Here is a 16,927-nt window from a genome sequence, read left to right on the forward strand (position 1 = left end):
TGCAAAGTCAGCCCCATGGAGAACCGCCCCCCCCCTGCCGCTGGCCTGAGAAGCGACGGCTCAGCACGGCGATGCCCAAAAACTCAACGGCCAGCCTCTTCTCCCGCTCCAAGGCATGATCCCTGCCGAACACTACTGATGTCCACATCGGCTCCGGGCGAGCGTCCTTGCACCATCGCGACGGAAAGAAGCTCACGGGTCACACGTAGCCTGCCCGTGCGGCGGAGCCGTCCCCAGAGCCGATAAAATATCGGCGCTCCCAGCACAGAGCTGCCGCCTCGGCGCGGAGTGCCATTCTGTACTGGGAGCGCCGATGTCCACATCGGCTCCGGGCGAACGTCCTTGCGCCATCGCCATGGAAACAAGCTCACGGGCCACACGCCGCCTGCCTGTGCGGCGGAGCCGTACCCAGAGCCGATAAAATATCGGCGCTCCCAGTACGGAAGGCCTGCCATGCGTAGATACCATGCGCTGGCATTTCCCACCGGCACTTCCGGCGGGATGCCTGCGGCTCATGCTCATGCCTCCTCCGCAGCCGGGGCCTTCGCCTTGCTCTTGCGCGGCTTCTTCACGGCCACGGGTTCTTCCACCTCAGGCGCGGGGGCGGCGGCCTCGGGCTGCGGGATCTCCGGCAGGATGAAGATGCTGCAGTAGCCGCAGACCTGCAGGGAGGCATCCTCACGGCGCAGATCGGAAAGCTGGCCGCTGGGCAGCGAGAGATGGCAGCCGCCGCAGGTGTTGTTCCGCATGCGGGCCGCACCGCGCTTGCCTTTGGAAATCCGCAGATCGTAGTGGTGCAGGATCGCCGTGGGCAGGCGCTCGCGCACGCTTTCGGCCTCCAGCTTCAGCTCTTTGCCGCGCGCGCTGCCGGGCTCCAGGCGGCGTCTGGCGGCGTCCAGCTCGCTGAGCTGGGAGAGATCTTCGATGAGAGTGGCGGTGGTTTTCATAGGTTGGTCGGGGTCGGTGGGGTGGTCAAAAAAGAGGGCATAGGTGGGGGAGGTCTCGGCGGCAGGACGGCGGAAGACCTCCAGCCACGCCAGGGTGGAATTCATGCGAAGGCGTAGTCCTCCCCTCCGCCCGTAATGCGGTGATCATCCGCAGAAAGAGCGGCGGCATGCGTGTAGGCCGGAGAGGGGTGCTTCTTCACCCAGAGCTTCAGCTTGTCGGTGAAGGCCGTTTTCACGCAGGCGTAGCAGTCGGGGATCTCCAGGCCGTCCCCGCAATACGTCACCACCCGTGTCGCCATGGGCATCCGCAGGAGCTGCTGCTGCACATGCGCGGAGTACTCCGTGTAAAGCCTCGGCTCCAGCTCCACCTCATAGTCGATCCGCAGCGCGGGCATGATGTTCTCCTCAAACGGATTGAAGATATAGAAGGCCTCAAAGTCGCGGAAGTTCACGTCCTGGATGTTGCCATGCACGATCTCCACCCGTGGCACATGATGCTTTTTCACCACATCTTGTGCAATGCGCGCCAGCTTGCCCCGCTGCTCCACGCCGGTGAAGTGGCCCTGCGTCGTCGTGGCGCCGATGACGCAGAATTTCGCCGGACCGCAGCCGATGTCCAGCACCCGCGTGCCGGGCTGCACGACCAGAAGCTGCGCCGCCGTGCGGCACACATTCACCGGGCTCCAGTGGCACGCGGACAGTTTGCCGACGGCCTCTGGAAAGATCAGGTCAAAGTCCTCGTCCTTCTTGGCATGCAGAAGCTCGCTGTCAGACGTGGTGCGGGAGGAGGAGGTGTTGCGTTGGGAGGAGGATGTGAGCATGACAGCCTCCAGAGATTGCATTTCACGGGCCAGGTGCTCCGGCAGACGCTCCAGCCCTTGTACTTCAAGGCCTCCAGCCTCATGCCAGTTTGGGGTTGCTTTCCACCGTCCGCCCTGGCGTGCAATTTTTGCACTTGCACCCGCCACTCAGTGCAACGTTGTTCCCCCTCCCCATGGAACCCGCCAACATCCACATCCTGGTCCTTGATCGTGATGCCGCCTCCGCCCGCGTCATCCGGGACGTGCTGGCCAAAGTCGGCTACCGGGTCTCCGTCGCCTCGCATGAGACCGATGCGCTGAATCTGGCCGCCGGAGAGCTCTTCAATGTGGTCGTCAAATCCTTCGACGCGCAGCGCATCGACGCCGTCGCGCTCATGGAAAAAGTGCGCGGCATCACGCCGGACACGCAGTTCATTTTCCTCAGCGACAAAGGCACCATCCACACCGCCGTGGAGGCCATGCGCAAAGGCGCGTTTGACTACCTCTCCAAGCCCGTCAACGCCGCGCAGCTCGCCGAGTCCGTCCGCAAGGCCCTGGACCATCAGTCGCTGGTGGCCGAAGACCAGCAGATCAAGCAGCGCCTGCGCCGCCGCTCCGACCCCGACATCTTCGCCGGTAGCAGCGCCGCCATGAAGGGCATCAGCCGCCTCATCCAGCAGATCGCCCCCACGGATGTCACCGTGCTCATCGGCGGCGAAAGCGGCACCGGCAAGGAGGTCGTGGCCCGTGCCATTCATGAAAAAAGCCGCCGCAAAGCCCAGCCCTTCATCGCGGTGAACTGCGCCGCGCTGCCGGAGAACCTGATCGAGGCGGAGCTCTTCGGCCATGTGCGCGGCGCCTTCACCGGCGCTGTCAGCGACCGCAAAGGCCGCTTCCAACTCGCGCAGGGCGGCACGTTGTTTCTCGATGAGATCGGCGATCTCTCCCGCAAGGGCCAGGGGGATCTCCTCCGCGTGCTCGAAGACGGCACCTACCGCCCGGTGGGCAGTCAGAAACTCGAGCGCGCCAATGCCCGCATCATCGCCGCCACCAACAGAGATCTCGAAGCCGAGGCCGTCACCGGCGGCACCTTTCGCGAAGACCTTTTCTATCGCCTCAACATCGTCTCCGTCACGATGCCCCCGCTGCGCGAACGTGCGGAGGACATCGCCCCGCTGGTGAAATCCTTCACCGACCACTTCTGCACCAAGCACCGCCGGCGGCCCAAGAAATTCAAAGCTGAGGTGCTCAGCCTTTTTCAGACCCTGCGCTGGCCCGGCAACGTCCGCCAGCTGCGCAATCTGGTGGAGCGCCTCGTCGTCACCGTGCCGCACGCCGCCATCGGTATGGATGATCTGCCACCCGCCATGCACCAGGGCCGGCGCGAGCCGCAGACCATCGCCATCCAGCCGGGCATGACGCTCGCCCAGGTGGAGGCCGAACTGATCCGCCAGACGCTGCTCAAAGTCACCTCCAACCGCGAGGAGGCCGCGCAGGCCCTCGGCATCAGCCGCCGCGCCCTGCAGTACAAAATTCAGCGCTACCGGCTCACCAAGCTGCCGAAGCAGACCGCCCCGCCCACGGCATGAGCCAGCGCCCCTGCCTGCAAAAGTGAGTTCGCATGTTGGAGGCCTTGGGAGTATCATGAGCACAACCTCGAATCCCCATGCACACCCCTCGCATCATTCATCGCTGGTCCAACCGCATGACCAGCCTCGTCACAACCGCGCTGCTGCTCGCCATGCTGCTCACGCTCAATTCCTGCACCTCCTGGAAAAACGCGATGGCATTCAAGGATCTGAACACGCGGACTCTGGAGGGCAAGTACCAGCGCGCGATCCAGCTGGAAAACCAGGTGGACGCCAAAGTCCTGAAGTCGTACACCAAACCCGCCACCCATGGAGAGCCGGGGCTCGTCGAACTCAAAGGCAAACCCTTCTGGACAGCTGCTCAATTTGATTGGATTTGTTCCATCGACAAAGCCGTCATGTCCGAAAGGGCGCGTCGTCGCATGAAGCTGAGGTGCATCAAAAAGTATGGCATGGGCTTCGTCGTGTTTAAGCCCGATCCCGCAGACCGGAACTTTCCCAATATCGGGGAGTCCGATGCCAAAGGCTTCACCATGGCCGACCTCCACAAAGCCTTCGGTCCCAATCTTCCGCCCTTCACCTCCCTGCTGAAACTCAGCCTGAATCAAAAGTAGCGCAAAGCCACCGCGACCAAGCTCAAACGCCGCACATCCGCCACGCGCTCATGCAATCACCCGCACGGGCCTGGATATAGCGTTTTCCAAAACTGATTTCCGGAAAGCGAGCGTGGAAACGCTCGGCGGCGGCTTGAGGACAAGCCGCCCTACCTCGCGCTGGACGCTCGCATGCTCGGCGCTGGTAGGGCTGGCTGTCCTCAGCCAGCCGCCGTCGACGTGTCCTGCGTAGCTCGACGCAGGAGAGCGAAGAAGGAAGCCCATGATCATCGATCAAGAAACAGCCTGCTAAACGGAAATGAGTTTGGCGAACCGCTATATTAAGTCAGCCTGGCATAGCCCCCCCCTCGTTCGAATGAAAGGGCAGCCTCCGGCTCTTCAGCACTCTGCTGACAGATCTCTTTGAAATCCGGATGTTGACCAGACTCAAATCTCAAACCGCCGACAGCAGCTACTGCTTGCCCCCGCGACCACCAGGATTGGGGTCCATGTCCAGATCGAAATTGAACTTGGGGAAGTCCTTCAGCGTGAAGGAAAACAGGAGGCCGAAATCAGAGATGCCATTGCCATTGTTGCGCGACATCAACCCAAAAGAGGCAATCCAGCTGCTCAGGTCCTTTGAAAAGCTGTAGCTCTGGAACTGCAGAATGCCGTTGGTCGCTTCGTAGATGTGGTAGGTGTTGAAGCCGTAGTTTTCGTTCAACCGCGCATAAAAGCGTGTGTAAACCAGGCTGCTGTTCCGGAAGAAGGGATGGTCGTAAATGTACTGATGCCCCAGCTCGATGGACGTGTTTTTGCTCAACATCCAGCTAACGCTGTTGTTGGCCTCAGTAAAGGCACCGACACCACTGGTGATGGGCAGTTGCAGATCTGACTTCAGTGTAGCCCAGGGCACCGGCGACCAGAAAAGCTCATTGTACACATTGGACAGGCTGCGGCCATATTCCGGGTCCTGGCCAAATACGTTCACGTACGTGTTCATCCCAGCCCAATTGTAGGTCTGGCTGTCGCCGCCATCGGGCGTCTCCCAGAAGCTGCCGTACCCGTTGCTCGAGATGTAGTCGCGCTTCGTTTGGAAAAGATTGCGGAATCCGACACGCGCCACATTCCATGAGCGCAGACTGTCCACTGCCGTAAACAGCGGAACATCAATAGAACGCGGCCGGGTGGTGGTGGAAAGCCGGTCAATGGCAGGAACCCCGGCATTCTGACTCGCATCCAAATAGGAATAGTTCAGATAGGGCTGGAACACATGACGTATTCCATTGATTCCCAAGGAAGGAACCTGTGCATCGCTCCAGTTTTTGGAAAGTTTGAAGGAGACGTCCAGCCCAGCGCTGAAGATACCCCGTGCGTAATTTTTCAGGCCGGTGGTACTGCCCACAATGCCATTATAGCTAGTCACGCCGGCACCGATCCTGGGCGTCACATTCAGCCAACCCATGTAGGTCTTCGGGTAAAGCAGCTCATGATACGTGTGAAACCGGGCATATCCAGGTTGCGCAAGCCTGCTGGAAATAGCGCCCAACCCCTGGGTGATCTCGGCGGGTGTGAGTGTGGAAGTTTGTGGGGCACCCACGAGGCCGAGGAAGGATTCGGGAGCAGTCCCAAGTGGATCTCCCATCACGCTCGCCAGTCCACCAACCCCGAGAGCCTGCAGACGGATCAACTCCGCTCTCTCCTGCACTCCAACCATTTCACCGATGATGCCAGCGGTGATCGTGCCTTGGTGAAACACCCCGGAATTCCACAGAGGCCGGCGGGTGAAATCAATGGAAAGCTCAGGCAGACGTGTGGTCGTCCGATAGAAATTGTTCAGCTTGAACTTCGCCATCAGGGTGGCGACGTAAGCCTCATTCGTGTGGATGAGCGAGATCTGGTTGTCAGGCTCGCGATTGGTGCGGTAATCGTTGAAGAAGAAATCTTCGTAAAAGTGGATGTCGCTGATCTTGTTGATGTCGAAATCAAGATACCAAGTGCTCACATCCGGGCCGGGAAGGTAGATGCGGTGCTGAAAATTGACCCGATACCTGTTCTGAGGCACCGGATAACGGATGGCACTGGTGGCGTTCGTTGTAGGGTCGGTGTCACGGACCCCATACAACTTCAGGGTGCCAAAATTCTGCCGGTTGGCACTGTTCCGTATCGAAAAGAAGTCCACGCCGGCACCCACACCACGCTTGCTGCGCAGGTCGAATTTGTATTTCGCGAAGGTATGGTCGCCATGCACAACCGCCATCTGGGTCAGAAGGAAAGCACCCCAGCGGCTTTGATAGCCGGGGCCGATGCGTATGCTGCTGTCTTCATCCAGTGATTTGGTGAGCTGAGGCAGCCAGAGAAACGGTGTTTTTCCAGCATACATTTTCACATCCTTGAGGATGGCCTTGTCATCTGGATAAACCGTCAATTCCTTGATCCCAAGATGGTAGTTCGGGTCCTGTACATCATGCGATGTGAATGTCACCCCCTTGGCATCGATCCGGTTTTCAAGCTTGCTCCCCGAGTGGAAATCCTCCGCCTTGAAGAAAAACATGCCCGATGTCCTTCTGAAACCGCCGCCCGTGGGACCACCACCGGCAGTGATCCCTGTGCCAGCAATGCTCTGCTGATTACCTGCACCAATGCCCGTGATCACATTGCGGCCTGACATCTCACCCGTGATGGAGTTGTAGGTGATCGAATCCCCGTGATAAAGCATTCCATCCCGCCAAATCGTCACCCCGTCCTTGGCAACGACTTCGCCCGTGGATTGATTGTATTGCGCACTGCCGCAGCGCATTTCGACGTCACCATATTGAATATGAACGTCCCCAGTCACCGTCGCGACACCCGTTTCAGGATCCATCGTAGTGGTTAGCCCCCGAATGTTCAGATCGCTCGTGAGACTGTCGAGAAGGGATTGCCCGTTCGCCGCCCCGGCCATGGCCAAGGCGCAAACGAGAACCGTCACGCAAAATTTTGAAAAAATCATAACACGAGAGGACATCGCCCTAAACAAACAGGCAATGAGAGCGACCTAAATAGGCTACCGGGATCACGGTGACAAGAAAAAGCCGGACTTTTTTCACCTCAGTCATCCTCTCGCCCCGGACGCACTGGGCACACCCCTTTTTTGCTCGGCGCTTGGACAAATTCCAGCAGCCGCCGCGCTTTGTCAGGCCACTCTTGGATCACCGCCTGCTCCACCGCCTGCGTCAGGTTCAATCCCCCGCAAAAAAGCTGCTGAAACAGGTCCTTGATTGCTCCGCGCTCCTCTGCGGTAAACCCCTGCCGCCGCAAACCGATCACATTCAGCCCGGTGATGCGGTTGATGCGCTGGGCTGCGCAGTAATGAGGAATGTCCTTGCTGAAGCTGCCGTTCCCCTGGATCACACAAAAGTCCCCAATGCGCAGGAACTGGTGAAACACCGCCCCTCCGCCGATGAAGGTGTTGTTGCCCACGTGAATATGCCCGCCCAGCAGGACCGCATTTGCCAGAATGTTCCGGTCCCCCAGCACCACATCATGCGCCAGGTGGCTGCCCACCATGAGGTAATTGCCATCGCCGATCCGTGTGGCCGTTCCCGGCTTGCTGCCGCGGTGGATCGTCACGTGCTCACGAATCACATTCTTTTTGCCCAAAATCACGCTGCTTTGGATGGCGGGATCAAAGCCCAGATCCTGGGGCTCCCCGCCGATCACCGCACCACGTCCGATCCGCGTTCCCTCCCCCACGATCACATGCCCCACCAGTTGGGCATGAGCCTCGATCCGGCAGCCGGCAGCCACCACACTGGGTCCTTCGATCACCACATAGGGGCCGATCTCGGCAGCGGGGTCGATTTGGGCGCTCGAATCAATCAGTGCGGTCTTGTGGATCATGCGCAATGACCATGGATGCCCCCTCGTCAGGGATCAATCCTGACTTGCAGCTCATGCAAACTTCCTCTTGGCAGATTGCCCTGCATTGCCTACTGTCCGCGTTCCGCAACGCAGCACCAGGAGAGGTGGTCGAGTGGTTTATGGCTCCAGTCTTGAAAACTGGCGTGGGTTTATCCCCACCGTGGGTTCGAATCCCACCCTCTCCGCCATTTTGCCGACCCCAAGAAGGTAATCAATGCCCTCCGCAGCTCGAAGAGCGAAGGACGGGGCGCCTAATCCTTCCGGCCACGAATACCCGACCACTCCGCCAAGGAGGCAGAGTGCCGCTGGCCGGACTCGAACCGGCAAGGGAGTTACCTCCCAGCAGATTTTAAGGCTAACTATTAGCGGAATTTAAATCGCTGGCATCCAATGCATTAAATAACATAAAGTCCAAATAGTGACACTGCTGGTGACACTTAGCGTTTCCAAGGTGGCACCGTTTCGGGGTGGGTTTCATAGTGCAGGGTTTCCTTCCATTTTTCTTCGATCTTCTGGCGGTCGCCCCAGCGTTGCCGGCCTTGCTCCTCCTTTTCCTCTCTCTCGGCTTCGCCTTGAAAATGGTTGAGCAGTATCCAGGCGACGAAAGCGATGAACATCAAATAACCGGGGGGGATTCCGAGCCACCGGGACAGTTCATAAGCGGGCATCAGACATCCGGGCAAGGCCAGCATTGCCAGCACGGAGGATAGGTTGCGTGATGAGTGCATGCCCAAAGGCTAGCATGACTGTCAAGCCGGTCACCAGTGGCGCTTCACGACGGGCGGCGGGAACAGATTCCGGTAGGCGTGTTCGGCCAGTTTGTTCCTTTGGTGAGAGAGCTCGATCAGGCGTGCGCGCTTCACGTCGGGGCGCAGGACCCTGCTGGCTTGGGTGTCTTTCATCGCTGCGTTGATCTCGGAGAGCGTGCGCTGTGCCGCGCGGATCTCACCTGCGCCAGTGCGCCCGGTCTTGGCGTCGGTGATGCGGCCATACCAGCCAAGTTCGGCACCGTTGGCCTGCCACCATTGGCGCTGCTGCTCGCTGGTCATTTGCGCGGTCTGCTTGTTGAACACCGCCAGCTTGCCTTCCATCTCGTGTGTGGCCTCGTAAAACCGTGAGACAAAGGCGCTGGCCGCATACGGGCTGCCGGTGAAACGATTGAGCCCGACGAGTTTGCCCAGCGGGGTTTCAGTGATGCTCTGCCGGGGTGGAGGTGGGACGTCTGACATGCCCAGCTTGGCCATGCCGTAGTCGATGGCGCTCGTGCCGAACTGTGCGGAGGTTGCAAAATATCCACGCAGCAGGTGGTCGATCACCATTGGGCTCTGGCCCGTCCACCGGCCCACCGCTTTGGCCGTCTCGCTGGTCATGTTGTTGTACTGCTGTTCCTTCGGCAGCCAGGTGTAGCTCTGCGGCACGATGGGCAGGCCTGTCCAGAGCTGATAGTTGGTTTTCGACTCGATGATTGGCCGGAGCCCTGCAATGCTCAGAGTCATTTCAAGCGGGTCGATGGTGTTTTGCAGAATGTTCTCTGCGGCCTTGCGCGCGCCGTTAGGATCTCGGTCTGTGGCATAGTCCAGACCACGCTCGACACTGGTGCCATAAACCGCGCCCAAAAGAAACGGCTTCGGGATGGACAGAATGTTGTCACCCCAAGGCATGTAGCTGCCATCCATTCCCATGGCCTTGAACAGCGGCCCCAGGTTGATGTTCCAAAACAGGTTCTTGCGGTAGTCGTTAAGGTTCTGGATCTCCTCGTCATCCTTCCCCAGCGCCCAGCATAGCAGCGACGGCAGGGTGATGTACAACAGTCCCTTCATCACCACAGTGCCACGTGTTTTCGGGTCGAGGTGCATGCGAAAGAACTGATCCAGCCCCTGCACATTGGCGTTGGCAAATGGGATGAACTGGTTCACGACGCGCATGATCTCACCGGCACGGGCAAAGTTCAGTGAAAGCGTCTTGCTGAAGTTGGCGGCCTGCATGTCGGTCGCTCCGCTTTCCTTGGCGCGCATGAACTCCCCCACGCGGGTTGCTTGTTCGGTGAATCTGCCGGCAGCTCCCACCAGATCGAGCGCATTGCGCAGGCCGGTGCGCCAGGCTTTCGGATCGGCCATGCCCTGCACCATCCTGCGTGCAATGGGATCTTTGGGCAGGGCGTCCTCCAGCATTCGTGTGAAGGCCTGGGTGCCTGTCACTTGGGCGGCAAACTCGCCGCCCGCCTGCTTCCAGCGTTCATACTGTCCGCCTTGCCGCATGATTTCGAGCCCCCCTTTGAAGGCATCCCAGAACGGCACAAAGCTGCGGCCGATCTTGCCACCGCCGCTGGTGGTGAACACACCGCCCTGCACCTGGTCGCGGGTGAAATTGGGAATGGCAAACCATGGTCCGCCTGTTGCACCCCACCGCAGCACGCGCGCGGGTGTGGAGAGAATGCGAACAAACCAGCCGGGCAGATTGCCCAGTTTCACCGCGTCGGCATCGGCATTCTTGAGCGCTTGCATCAGCAGCGCATCCTTGATTTGCCAGTGTTCACGCTTGCCGTTTTTGAAAATGATCACCTCTCCGTTCTTGGTGTCCGGCTTGGTGATGGCCTGATACATTCGCAGGGTGAGGTCGGCATCGGCGGGCAGATCGCTTTCGTCCTGGATCACTCCGGCCTGCTTGAGATGTTCCACGATTTGATCATGTAAAATCACCTGCGGCTTGATCTTGGGCATGATCGTCTCGCCCCACTCCCCGTGTCCCTGCACCTGTCTCACGAGGTCGAAGAATTTCACCGCGATAAGGTTCTGCTCCGCCAGCTTGCGGAACATAAACGCGTTCTTCATCGCTGATTGCAGCGGGTCGATGATGGCCCGGTCACTGCCCTTCAGAGAGTGAATGCCGCTGCGCAGATCCACGTAGCCGCCCGCGTTCTTTGACTGCTCCGGTCCGAAGCTCACATTGTTGAGGGCTTCATAAACGCGGTAAAACGGAACGTAATCCGCGTTCGCCACATCCATGGCCACGGCACTGGCCACATCCAGCAAACCGGCCTGCACCAGCAGATTGCGTTCGTTGCGCATCCACGCTTGCAGCTTGATGCGCGTGGGTTCAAAGCGCCGTCGCAGCTCCTGCATTTCGGCAGCGGGCAGGCGCGCGTTTTCAAAGCCGCTGCGTTTGCCCTGGCTTTCGATCTCAAGCGCCCGCACCAGTGCAATGTAGGTGGTGAAGCTGGTCACATCTCCGGGTCGTAGAACGCTCAGGATTGTTTGCAATCCCGGTCCCACCACATTGCCATGCAGGTCGGTCTGCTGGCCAAAGATGTCTTGTCCGGCCTTGCCAGCCCAGCCGCCGCGATGGTTCTCCATCCACATCTCCACCTCAGCCGCCAGCGCGGCCAGTCGCGGGTCGATCTCCGCCGCCTGCTTGATCACATCGAGCGCGGGCTGAAGCGTGTTCACGTTTTTTGCATAGACATCACGAAAGAATTCACCCCAGGTCCGCTGCTGCTGTGCGCTGGCCGGATCAATCACAATTTGCGCCTTGGCCTTCTCGAATGCCGGCATCGCCACGTAATCGGCAATCATATCCTGCGCCTCGCGCAGAGCATCGGCCAACTTTGGGTTGCGCCGTTGCACTTCGCTTTCAAAAAACGCGCTGAACTGGGGCGCTGCCGCCCGCGCGTGTTCAGGCATCGTCAGCCATTGCCGAATGAATTCCGCGACACCCTCTTTTCTCACCATGTTTTGGGTGTAGCTCGGCAGGCTCGTGGCGCGGCCCAGCGGCATCAGCTCGCCATCAAAATGACCACCCCAGTCAGGCGCGGGTTTGCCCGGCTGGTCATTTAGAGTGCGATAGTGCAGCGCGTGGCCGATCTCATGCGCGAGGACCGGAATGTCATTGATCGCTTGCAGCCGGATGCTCTCAGGCTTGCCTCGGTAGATTCCCAGCGCATTGCGGAAACGTCCCACGCCCACGGCAGGCAGTCCCACCGCCCGCAGCAGGAATTGGCGAATGCCCGTCAATGTCCGCACCTTGCCGCTCCAGACTCGTTGGCCGCCCCCTTGGGCCAGCTGTGGCGCGGCACCTGGGGGAGAGGTGCCTGGGGGCCGTGCCCCTGAATACATCGAAGGCAGCGGGCCGTTGACGCTCGGCCTGGCCATCGCCAGCGTGTCCGGCTCGTTTATTTCTTCACCTGTGTTACCAGATTCACCCGGTAGCGTACGCGCTTGGGCTTGAGAACGAACTTCTCCTTCTTGGGCGGGTGCGCCCCCCTGCTCGTGTGGTAGATCGCTGGTGTTTCCATGGTCGGGTGCTTGAACTTCTTCCAGTCTGCCGTGGCTAATTTGTCGCACGGCTTCCACGATCCGTCCAGCTGCTGCTTGGTAGGCTTCGGCATGGGCCGGATAATCGGACGCATAGATGGGCACTGCCTGCCGCACGTCCAGGTGCCACGGTTGCAGGTGTCCATTTTCCGCGCGGTCGGCAAAGTAATGCACCAGCTCGTGTTGCCAGCTGTCCAGACTGGCGTTGCCCGTGGGGGCTGGGTTGATGCTTTCGATTTCGGCGGCAAGTTGACGCCGTAGCGGATAGGTGGCATTTGCCCAGTCGAGCATCTTTTGCACCAGCGCATTTGGCGTGCGGCTGCGCTTGGAGGATGGCAGCGCCATCTCGCTGTCATCCATCTCAATCGGCATGACCACCGCCATGTTGGGGCTGGGAATGCCGCTGGCGTTCTTCAGCACAAACGGCCCTGCGGCTTCCAGCTGCCTTGGATTGTCCCAGACTTCCAGCAGCACCTCGTTGCGATGATCGGCGCTCTGCACCGCATCCAGAAAATCTTCAACCTTGAGGTCGGGGTGATACCTCAGCGCGGCCTGATAGACCTGCCTGATGGTCACCATCATGGAACTGCTGCCTTTGACCGCAGCGGCATAAGCCGCCTGCAGCAGGGAGGTTTGCGCGGCGGCGCTTGATCCGAAAGGCGCGCGCGTGACACTGGAAGCGGCCGCTGCTTGCAGATTGGCTTGCTGCCCGCTGGTGAAATTCCGCCTGCGTGGCAGGAAGGGGTCTGCCTCTGCGCTACCGGCTTTCTGTTGCGCCCGCTCGCGCGGTTTGAACTCGTCCACCAGAATAGCGGAGCGGGTCTGCGGGTCCAGATTCAGCACGCCAAACTTTTTCCCGTCTTCGATCTGTACCAGCGTGGCAGTGCCGTCCTCGTCGTGTTCGACGTGTGTGACACGCACGTTCTCGCCTTTCAAGGTGAACTCATCACCGGGCAGCACGCTGTCGAGTGACACGCGCTGGCTTTCGACGGGCGACAAGCTGCTCTGCGCCTGATCAAAGTTTTTAAAGCGGCGTTCTTCATCCTTCTGGTTCTGCTGCTGGCGGCGGAACTCCACGCGGTGCTGCGTGCGTTCGCGAATCGTCTTGTCGATCTGTTCGATGAGCGCGTCCGGTGACGGCTGCGCGATGTAGCCCTCATCAAAGGCCATCTGTGCAAGCGCGTCGGCATTGTGCCCTCCTTCGCTGCTGGCAAGAAAGCGCCGGTAGTAGCGCGGCATTTCATAACTTTGCGTCCAGTCGTATTCGCCCTGGTTGCGCGCCTCGCTGCCCTGTCGCGGGATGTGCAGCGGGTTCTCATTGACGAAATCGAGAATGTCACGATAGCCCAGCGGGTTGTCGGGAATGACGGGCATGCGCTGCCCGCTCTGATTGGCCGCTCCCTGCGCCCGTGCCCGGTTGTCCGCGTATTCCTGCTGCTGCTGGTCAAAACGCGCCTGCGCCTCCGGCGTGCGCTGGATGCCGTAGTCCAGCAGCACGTTGCCACCGGCAGGTTGTCTTGCCACCGTCCCATACGGATCATCCTGAAAGGCCGGCACCGGCTGCGGGCCGGGCGGTGTTACCGTTCCCCCTGCTTCGTTCGGTTGTGGCGGCGCATTGATCGGACCCTCGAAGGGATTGAAAGTGGGAGCACTACCAGGCGCGGCAGGCTGAGCTGTTGGCGGATTCGGCGCATTCGGATTCGTCGGGGTGTCATGGGCTTGGTTCCAGTTGGCAATAGCTCCGCCTCCGGCAATGGGCACCGCTGCCATCATGCCTGACACCAGCTCCTGGGGCATGGGTGCGAGGACATCGGGATGCTCGCCAAGCGCCACAGGATCAACCGCAGCGCGTTGAATGCCGCCAGTCAGAACCTCTTCGAGCCCTTCCTTGCCGATCTCCATGGTGGCATGCCCAACACCGCCACGGAAGATGTTCTTCGCCTGTGCCGCACCCAGCCTTTCAACCGCACCTTCAGTGATGCCGGTCAGCAGAGCATGCAGATCACGGCCTGCACGCAGCCGCTCTGCGGTTGCAGTGTCGCCACGTGCCACAGCGTCGTCAATCTTCTGCTGCGTTTCCAGTTCGGCTCCGCCCGTGGCGCTCGCACTCATCCCTGCACCGGCTGCGCCCAGCCGTCCGGCTTGCTGCGCGGCCAGTTCAGCGGCGGCCGCATCACCCGGCACGGCACCCAGCACGGCACGCGAGGCGATGCCTCCGGCAAGAAACGGAGCCATCTGTCCAAGACTCTGCTGCGCACCCGTCACTGAGTTGTTCCACAGTCCGCCTTCCAGGTCGCGCCGTGTCGATCCGCCCAGCCGCAAGTCCTGCGTGCTTTGGATCTCCCCCAGATCGCGCATGGTCTTGTCGGCACCGGGGGCACCCACCAGCTGTCCGGCACGCGCCAGCAGCGCAGCACTGGTGATTCCCGCCGTTTCGAGCCCTTTGTAAAATTCAGTCCCGCCCGCGTAGGAACCAATCGTGTCGCGATACTGCGGCTTTTGCAGTTCTTCCCGCACGCGCTCATTCATCAGCGCCTCCGGTCCGCCTCGCTTTAAGTTTTCGATCGCTTGATCCAGCGGTTTGAGCGCCTCCCTGCCAGCAATGGCCAGGTGGACGATCTCAGGAGACTCCAGCTTGCTGTTCGCCAGCATTCTTTGTCGGTAGGGATCATTCAACCGCCGCTCGATTTCCGCCTGCACATCCTCCGGTGTCGCATGTGGAACCCGCACCAGTGCCCGGCTTTCCTTCATCGGGTCGTTCGGATCTGGAATGGTCAGCCCCACGTCCATCATTCCGTCGCTGGCTTTGCGCATGCGGAAGTGGGCGAGATCCCTCCCCCCCGCTGTCACCTTCCCGCCGTAATAGCGTTCATCACGCAGCTGCACGGCACTGCCTGCCTTGATGGCCTGTTGCACCACGTGCTGGTAGGTTTCCGGCAGCTTGCTGGGGTCATAGTCATGCTTCTCCAGCAGGGCCGCCAGCTTCTGCTGTTCCACCGGGTCGGGCATCTGCTGCTCGATCACCTGGCGCTGTACGGCGGGGCGTAGTTGATTGAGTACATCCATCGTGTCGTTGTCAAGCTTGAGCACGCCGTTGAAATACTGGTCGCCGCCATGCTCCCGGCCCCAGGTCTCCAGATTGTCGCGGTGCCTGATCACCCCTTGCGCGATTTGTTCGGGCGGCAGGTTTTGCTCCTGCCCCATCTTCACAATATCAGACGGGCCATACCTTAGAAATTCCGGTGCCTTATTTGTTGGCATGGGTCAGTTGTTCACGTTGTTTTTTCTGCCGTGCTGCCTCTTGCTGATACTTCAAGTTCAGCTCGTTGGCCTTGGCCATCAGTTGCTCGCTCGCCTGCGTGTTGAGCTGCGCGGGAGCGCTGAGTCTTTTTGCCTGCTCTGGAAACTGCCAGTCCCAAATTTGCGCCAGCGCCCCTTGCGTCGCAGGCGTGGAGAGAAAGGAATGACTCAGAGCTTTGTCCCGTGTCTTATGATCTAAGGCTCGCTGCCATAGCGTCTCTCCATCCGCCTGGTTGTTCTCGCCGATCTGCTGCCATAGATCCTGCTCCTGTTTCAGCAGTTGCGATGCCTGGCTTGGATTGCTCTCGAAGTACTGCCGAATTTTCGAATCATCATTGGTCTGCAAATAGTGCTCTCTCGCCGCTGCCAGCTGCTGCTCGGGTGACATGTCGTTGGCGTAGCTTGCACTCGGCATCTTGCCGGTCTGCGTGCTTGCCTGTGGCGGTGATTGCTTGGTCGCGGGCGTGGCAAAGGGGTTGTATCCCGTGTCGCCAGTTCCATCGCTGGCATGGTCCGGCACGTAGAGCTTCCTTGGCGTTCCGGTCTTCGGATCGTTTTCAAAATAGTAATGACGAAGCGGGCTCGTGCTCTTCTTTCCCGTGCTGGGGTCCACCGTTTCAGTACCTCCTTCATCGTAGATCTTCGGCACATCTTTGGGCTTGGCGGTTTCCGGCTGCGGATAGGTGCCGTGCATCGAGGTCATGGGTTTGCCATCTGGGCCAAAGCCCTGCCATGCCAGCGGCTTGCCGTCCGGGCCGGGCACGTCAAAGCGTTGCACGGGCGGGGGTGGTGGCACGCCGCTGCCACCGCCAAGCGTGGAGGGCGGCAGAGGTCCCTGTCCGTCCCATGGGAGCATCGGCACCGGGAAACCAAACTGAGGCGGTGCGGCCTGGCTTGTCGCGCTCGATGGCGGCGCTTGAGGGGCTTGAGGTGGGGGCATGGATGGCATGCCTGCATCTGCTTGTGGCATCACTGGGGCGTCCCGCAGCCACACTTGAGATCCGGTTGAACGGCCCGGCACCCAATGCCCGGAAGGTGCGGCAGGCACGGGCGGCAGGATGGCGGCAGGTGCGCCGTTCACCGCTGCACCACTGTTCGCCTGCGGATAGGTGCGGTTGAACCACTGCTGGCTTTGCAGCATCTGCGGGTTGTGATTCTGCCTCCACATGCGACGGGCGATGCGGTCCAGATCATAGTTGCTGCTGCCCTTCTGCACGGGTGCTCTGCCGGCCAGCCCCCCGCCGTAGCTGTGGTTTCCAGTTGCTGACGTCGCCGCCATCGGGCTGCGCGCTGGCATCGGCGGCATGTTCTGCCACGGGGCCGCTGTGGGCTGGCTGTTGCCCGGCCATGACTGCCCCAGCATCATCGACGTGGGCCGCGTGTCATGGGGCTGCATCAGGTTCACCGCAGAGGGCGGGGCGCCGATGCCTTGATTCCGGTTGTAGGGTGATGGATTGGCCATGGTCGTTGTTCCTTTCGTGGTGG

The 16,927-nt window shown here is 60.4% G+C and carries 9 protein-coding genes and 1 tRNA gene; 3 read left to right on the plus strand and 7 right to left on the minus strand.

Annotated elements, in window-relative coordinates; genetic code table 11:
• Positions 1-518 precede the first annotated feature (518 nt).
• Both ACILSL_RS22825 and ACILSL_RS22830 read right to left on the minus strand, forming a co-directional pair.
• Positions 519-1,052 (minus strand): hypothetical protein, encoded by a 534-nt coding sequence (locus ACILSL_RS22825; RefSeq protein WP_395734379.1) that lies wholly within the window; start codon positions 1,050-1,052, stop codon positions 519-521.
• On the minus strand, positions 1,049-1,768 hold the full coding sequence (locus tag ACILSL_RS22830; RefSeq protein ID WP_395734380.1) for a class I SAM-dependent methyltransferase: 720 nt from the start codon (positions 1,766-1,768) through the stop codon (positions 1,049-1,051). The genes ACILSL_RS22825 and ACILSL_RS22830 overlap by 4 nt, the downstream gene beginning before the upstream one ends.
• A gap of 173 nt (positions 1,769-1,941) precedes the next feature.
• Between ACILSL_RS22830 and ACILSL_RS22835 the strand changes: the two genes are divergently transcribed.
• Entirely contained in the window at positions 1,942-3,336 is a 1,395-nt protein-coding gene (locus tag ACILSL_RS22835; RefSeq protein ID WP_395734381.1) for a sigma-54-dependent transcriptional regulator, read from the plus strand.
• 77 nt (positions 3,337-3,413) lie between these two features.
• Positions 3,414-3,950: a hypothetical protein gene (locus ACILSL_RS22840; protein ID WP_395734382.1), complete on the plus strand. Its 537-nt coding sequence runs from the start codon at positions 3,414-3,416 to the stop codon at positions 3,948-3,950.
• A gap of 451 nt (positions 3,951-4,401) precedes the next feature.
• Here the strand turns inward: ACILSL_RS22840 and ACILSL_RS22845 are convergent, their stop codons facing one another.
• Positions 4,402-6,900 carry a hypothetical protein gene (locus ACILSL_RS22845; protein ID WP_395734383.1) on the minus strand — a complete coding sequence of 833 codons (2,499 nt, stop codon included), beginning with the start codon at positions 6,898-6,900 and terminating at the stop codon, positions 4,402-4,404.
• Between the two features lie 119 nt (positions 6,901-7,019).
• Positions 7,020-7,811 (minus strand): acyl-ACP--UDP-N-acetylglucosamine O-acyltransferase, encoded by a 792-nt coding sequence (gene lpxA / locus ACILSL_RS22850; protein WP_395734384.1) that lies wholly within the window; start codon positions 7,809-7,811, stop codon positions 7,020-7,022.
• Positions 7,812-7,930: 119 nt separating this feature from the next.
• Between lpxA and ACILSL_RS22855 the strand changes: the two genes are divergently transcribed.
• A tRNA-Ser gene (locus ACILSL_RS22855) sits at positions 7,931-8,020 on the plus strand.
• A 249-nt stretch (positions 8,021-8,269) separates the two neighbouring features.
• Here the strand turns inward: ACILSL_RS22855 and ACILSL_RS22860 are convergent.
• From ACILSL_RS22860 to ACILSL_RS22870, 3 genes are read right to left on the minus strand one after another with little or no spacing between them, the layout of a single operon-like run.
• Complete coding sequence (locus tag ACILSL_RS22860) at positions 8,270-8,560, minus strand: hypothetical protein (protein ID WP_395734385.1); 291 nt, start codon at positions 8,558-8,560, stop codon at positions 8,270-8,272.
• Positions 8,561-8,590: 30 nt separating this feature from the next.
• A complete protein-coding gene (locus ACILSL_RS22865) occupies positions 8,591-15,403 on the minus strand; it encodes an LPD38 domain-containing protein (RefSeq protein WP_395734386.1) in 6,813 nt (2,270 codons plus the stop codon).
• Positions 15,390-16,904 carry a hypothetical protein gene (locus ACILSL_RS22870; RefSeq protein WP_395734387.1) on the minus strand — a complete coding sequence of 505 codons (1,515 nt, stop codon included), beginning with the start codon at positions 16,902-16,904 and terminating at the stop codon, positions 15,390-15,392. The genes ACILSL_RS22865 and ACILSL_RS22870 overlap by 14 nt, the downstream gene beginning before the upstream one ends.
• Positions 16,905-16,927 lie beyond the last annotated feature (23 nt).

The organism is Prosthecobacter sp. (assembly GCF_044222345.1).
Taxonomy (GTDB): Bacteria; Verrucomicrobiota; Verrucomicrobiia; order Verrucomicrobiales; family Verrucomicrobiaceae; genus Prosthecobacter.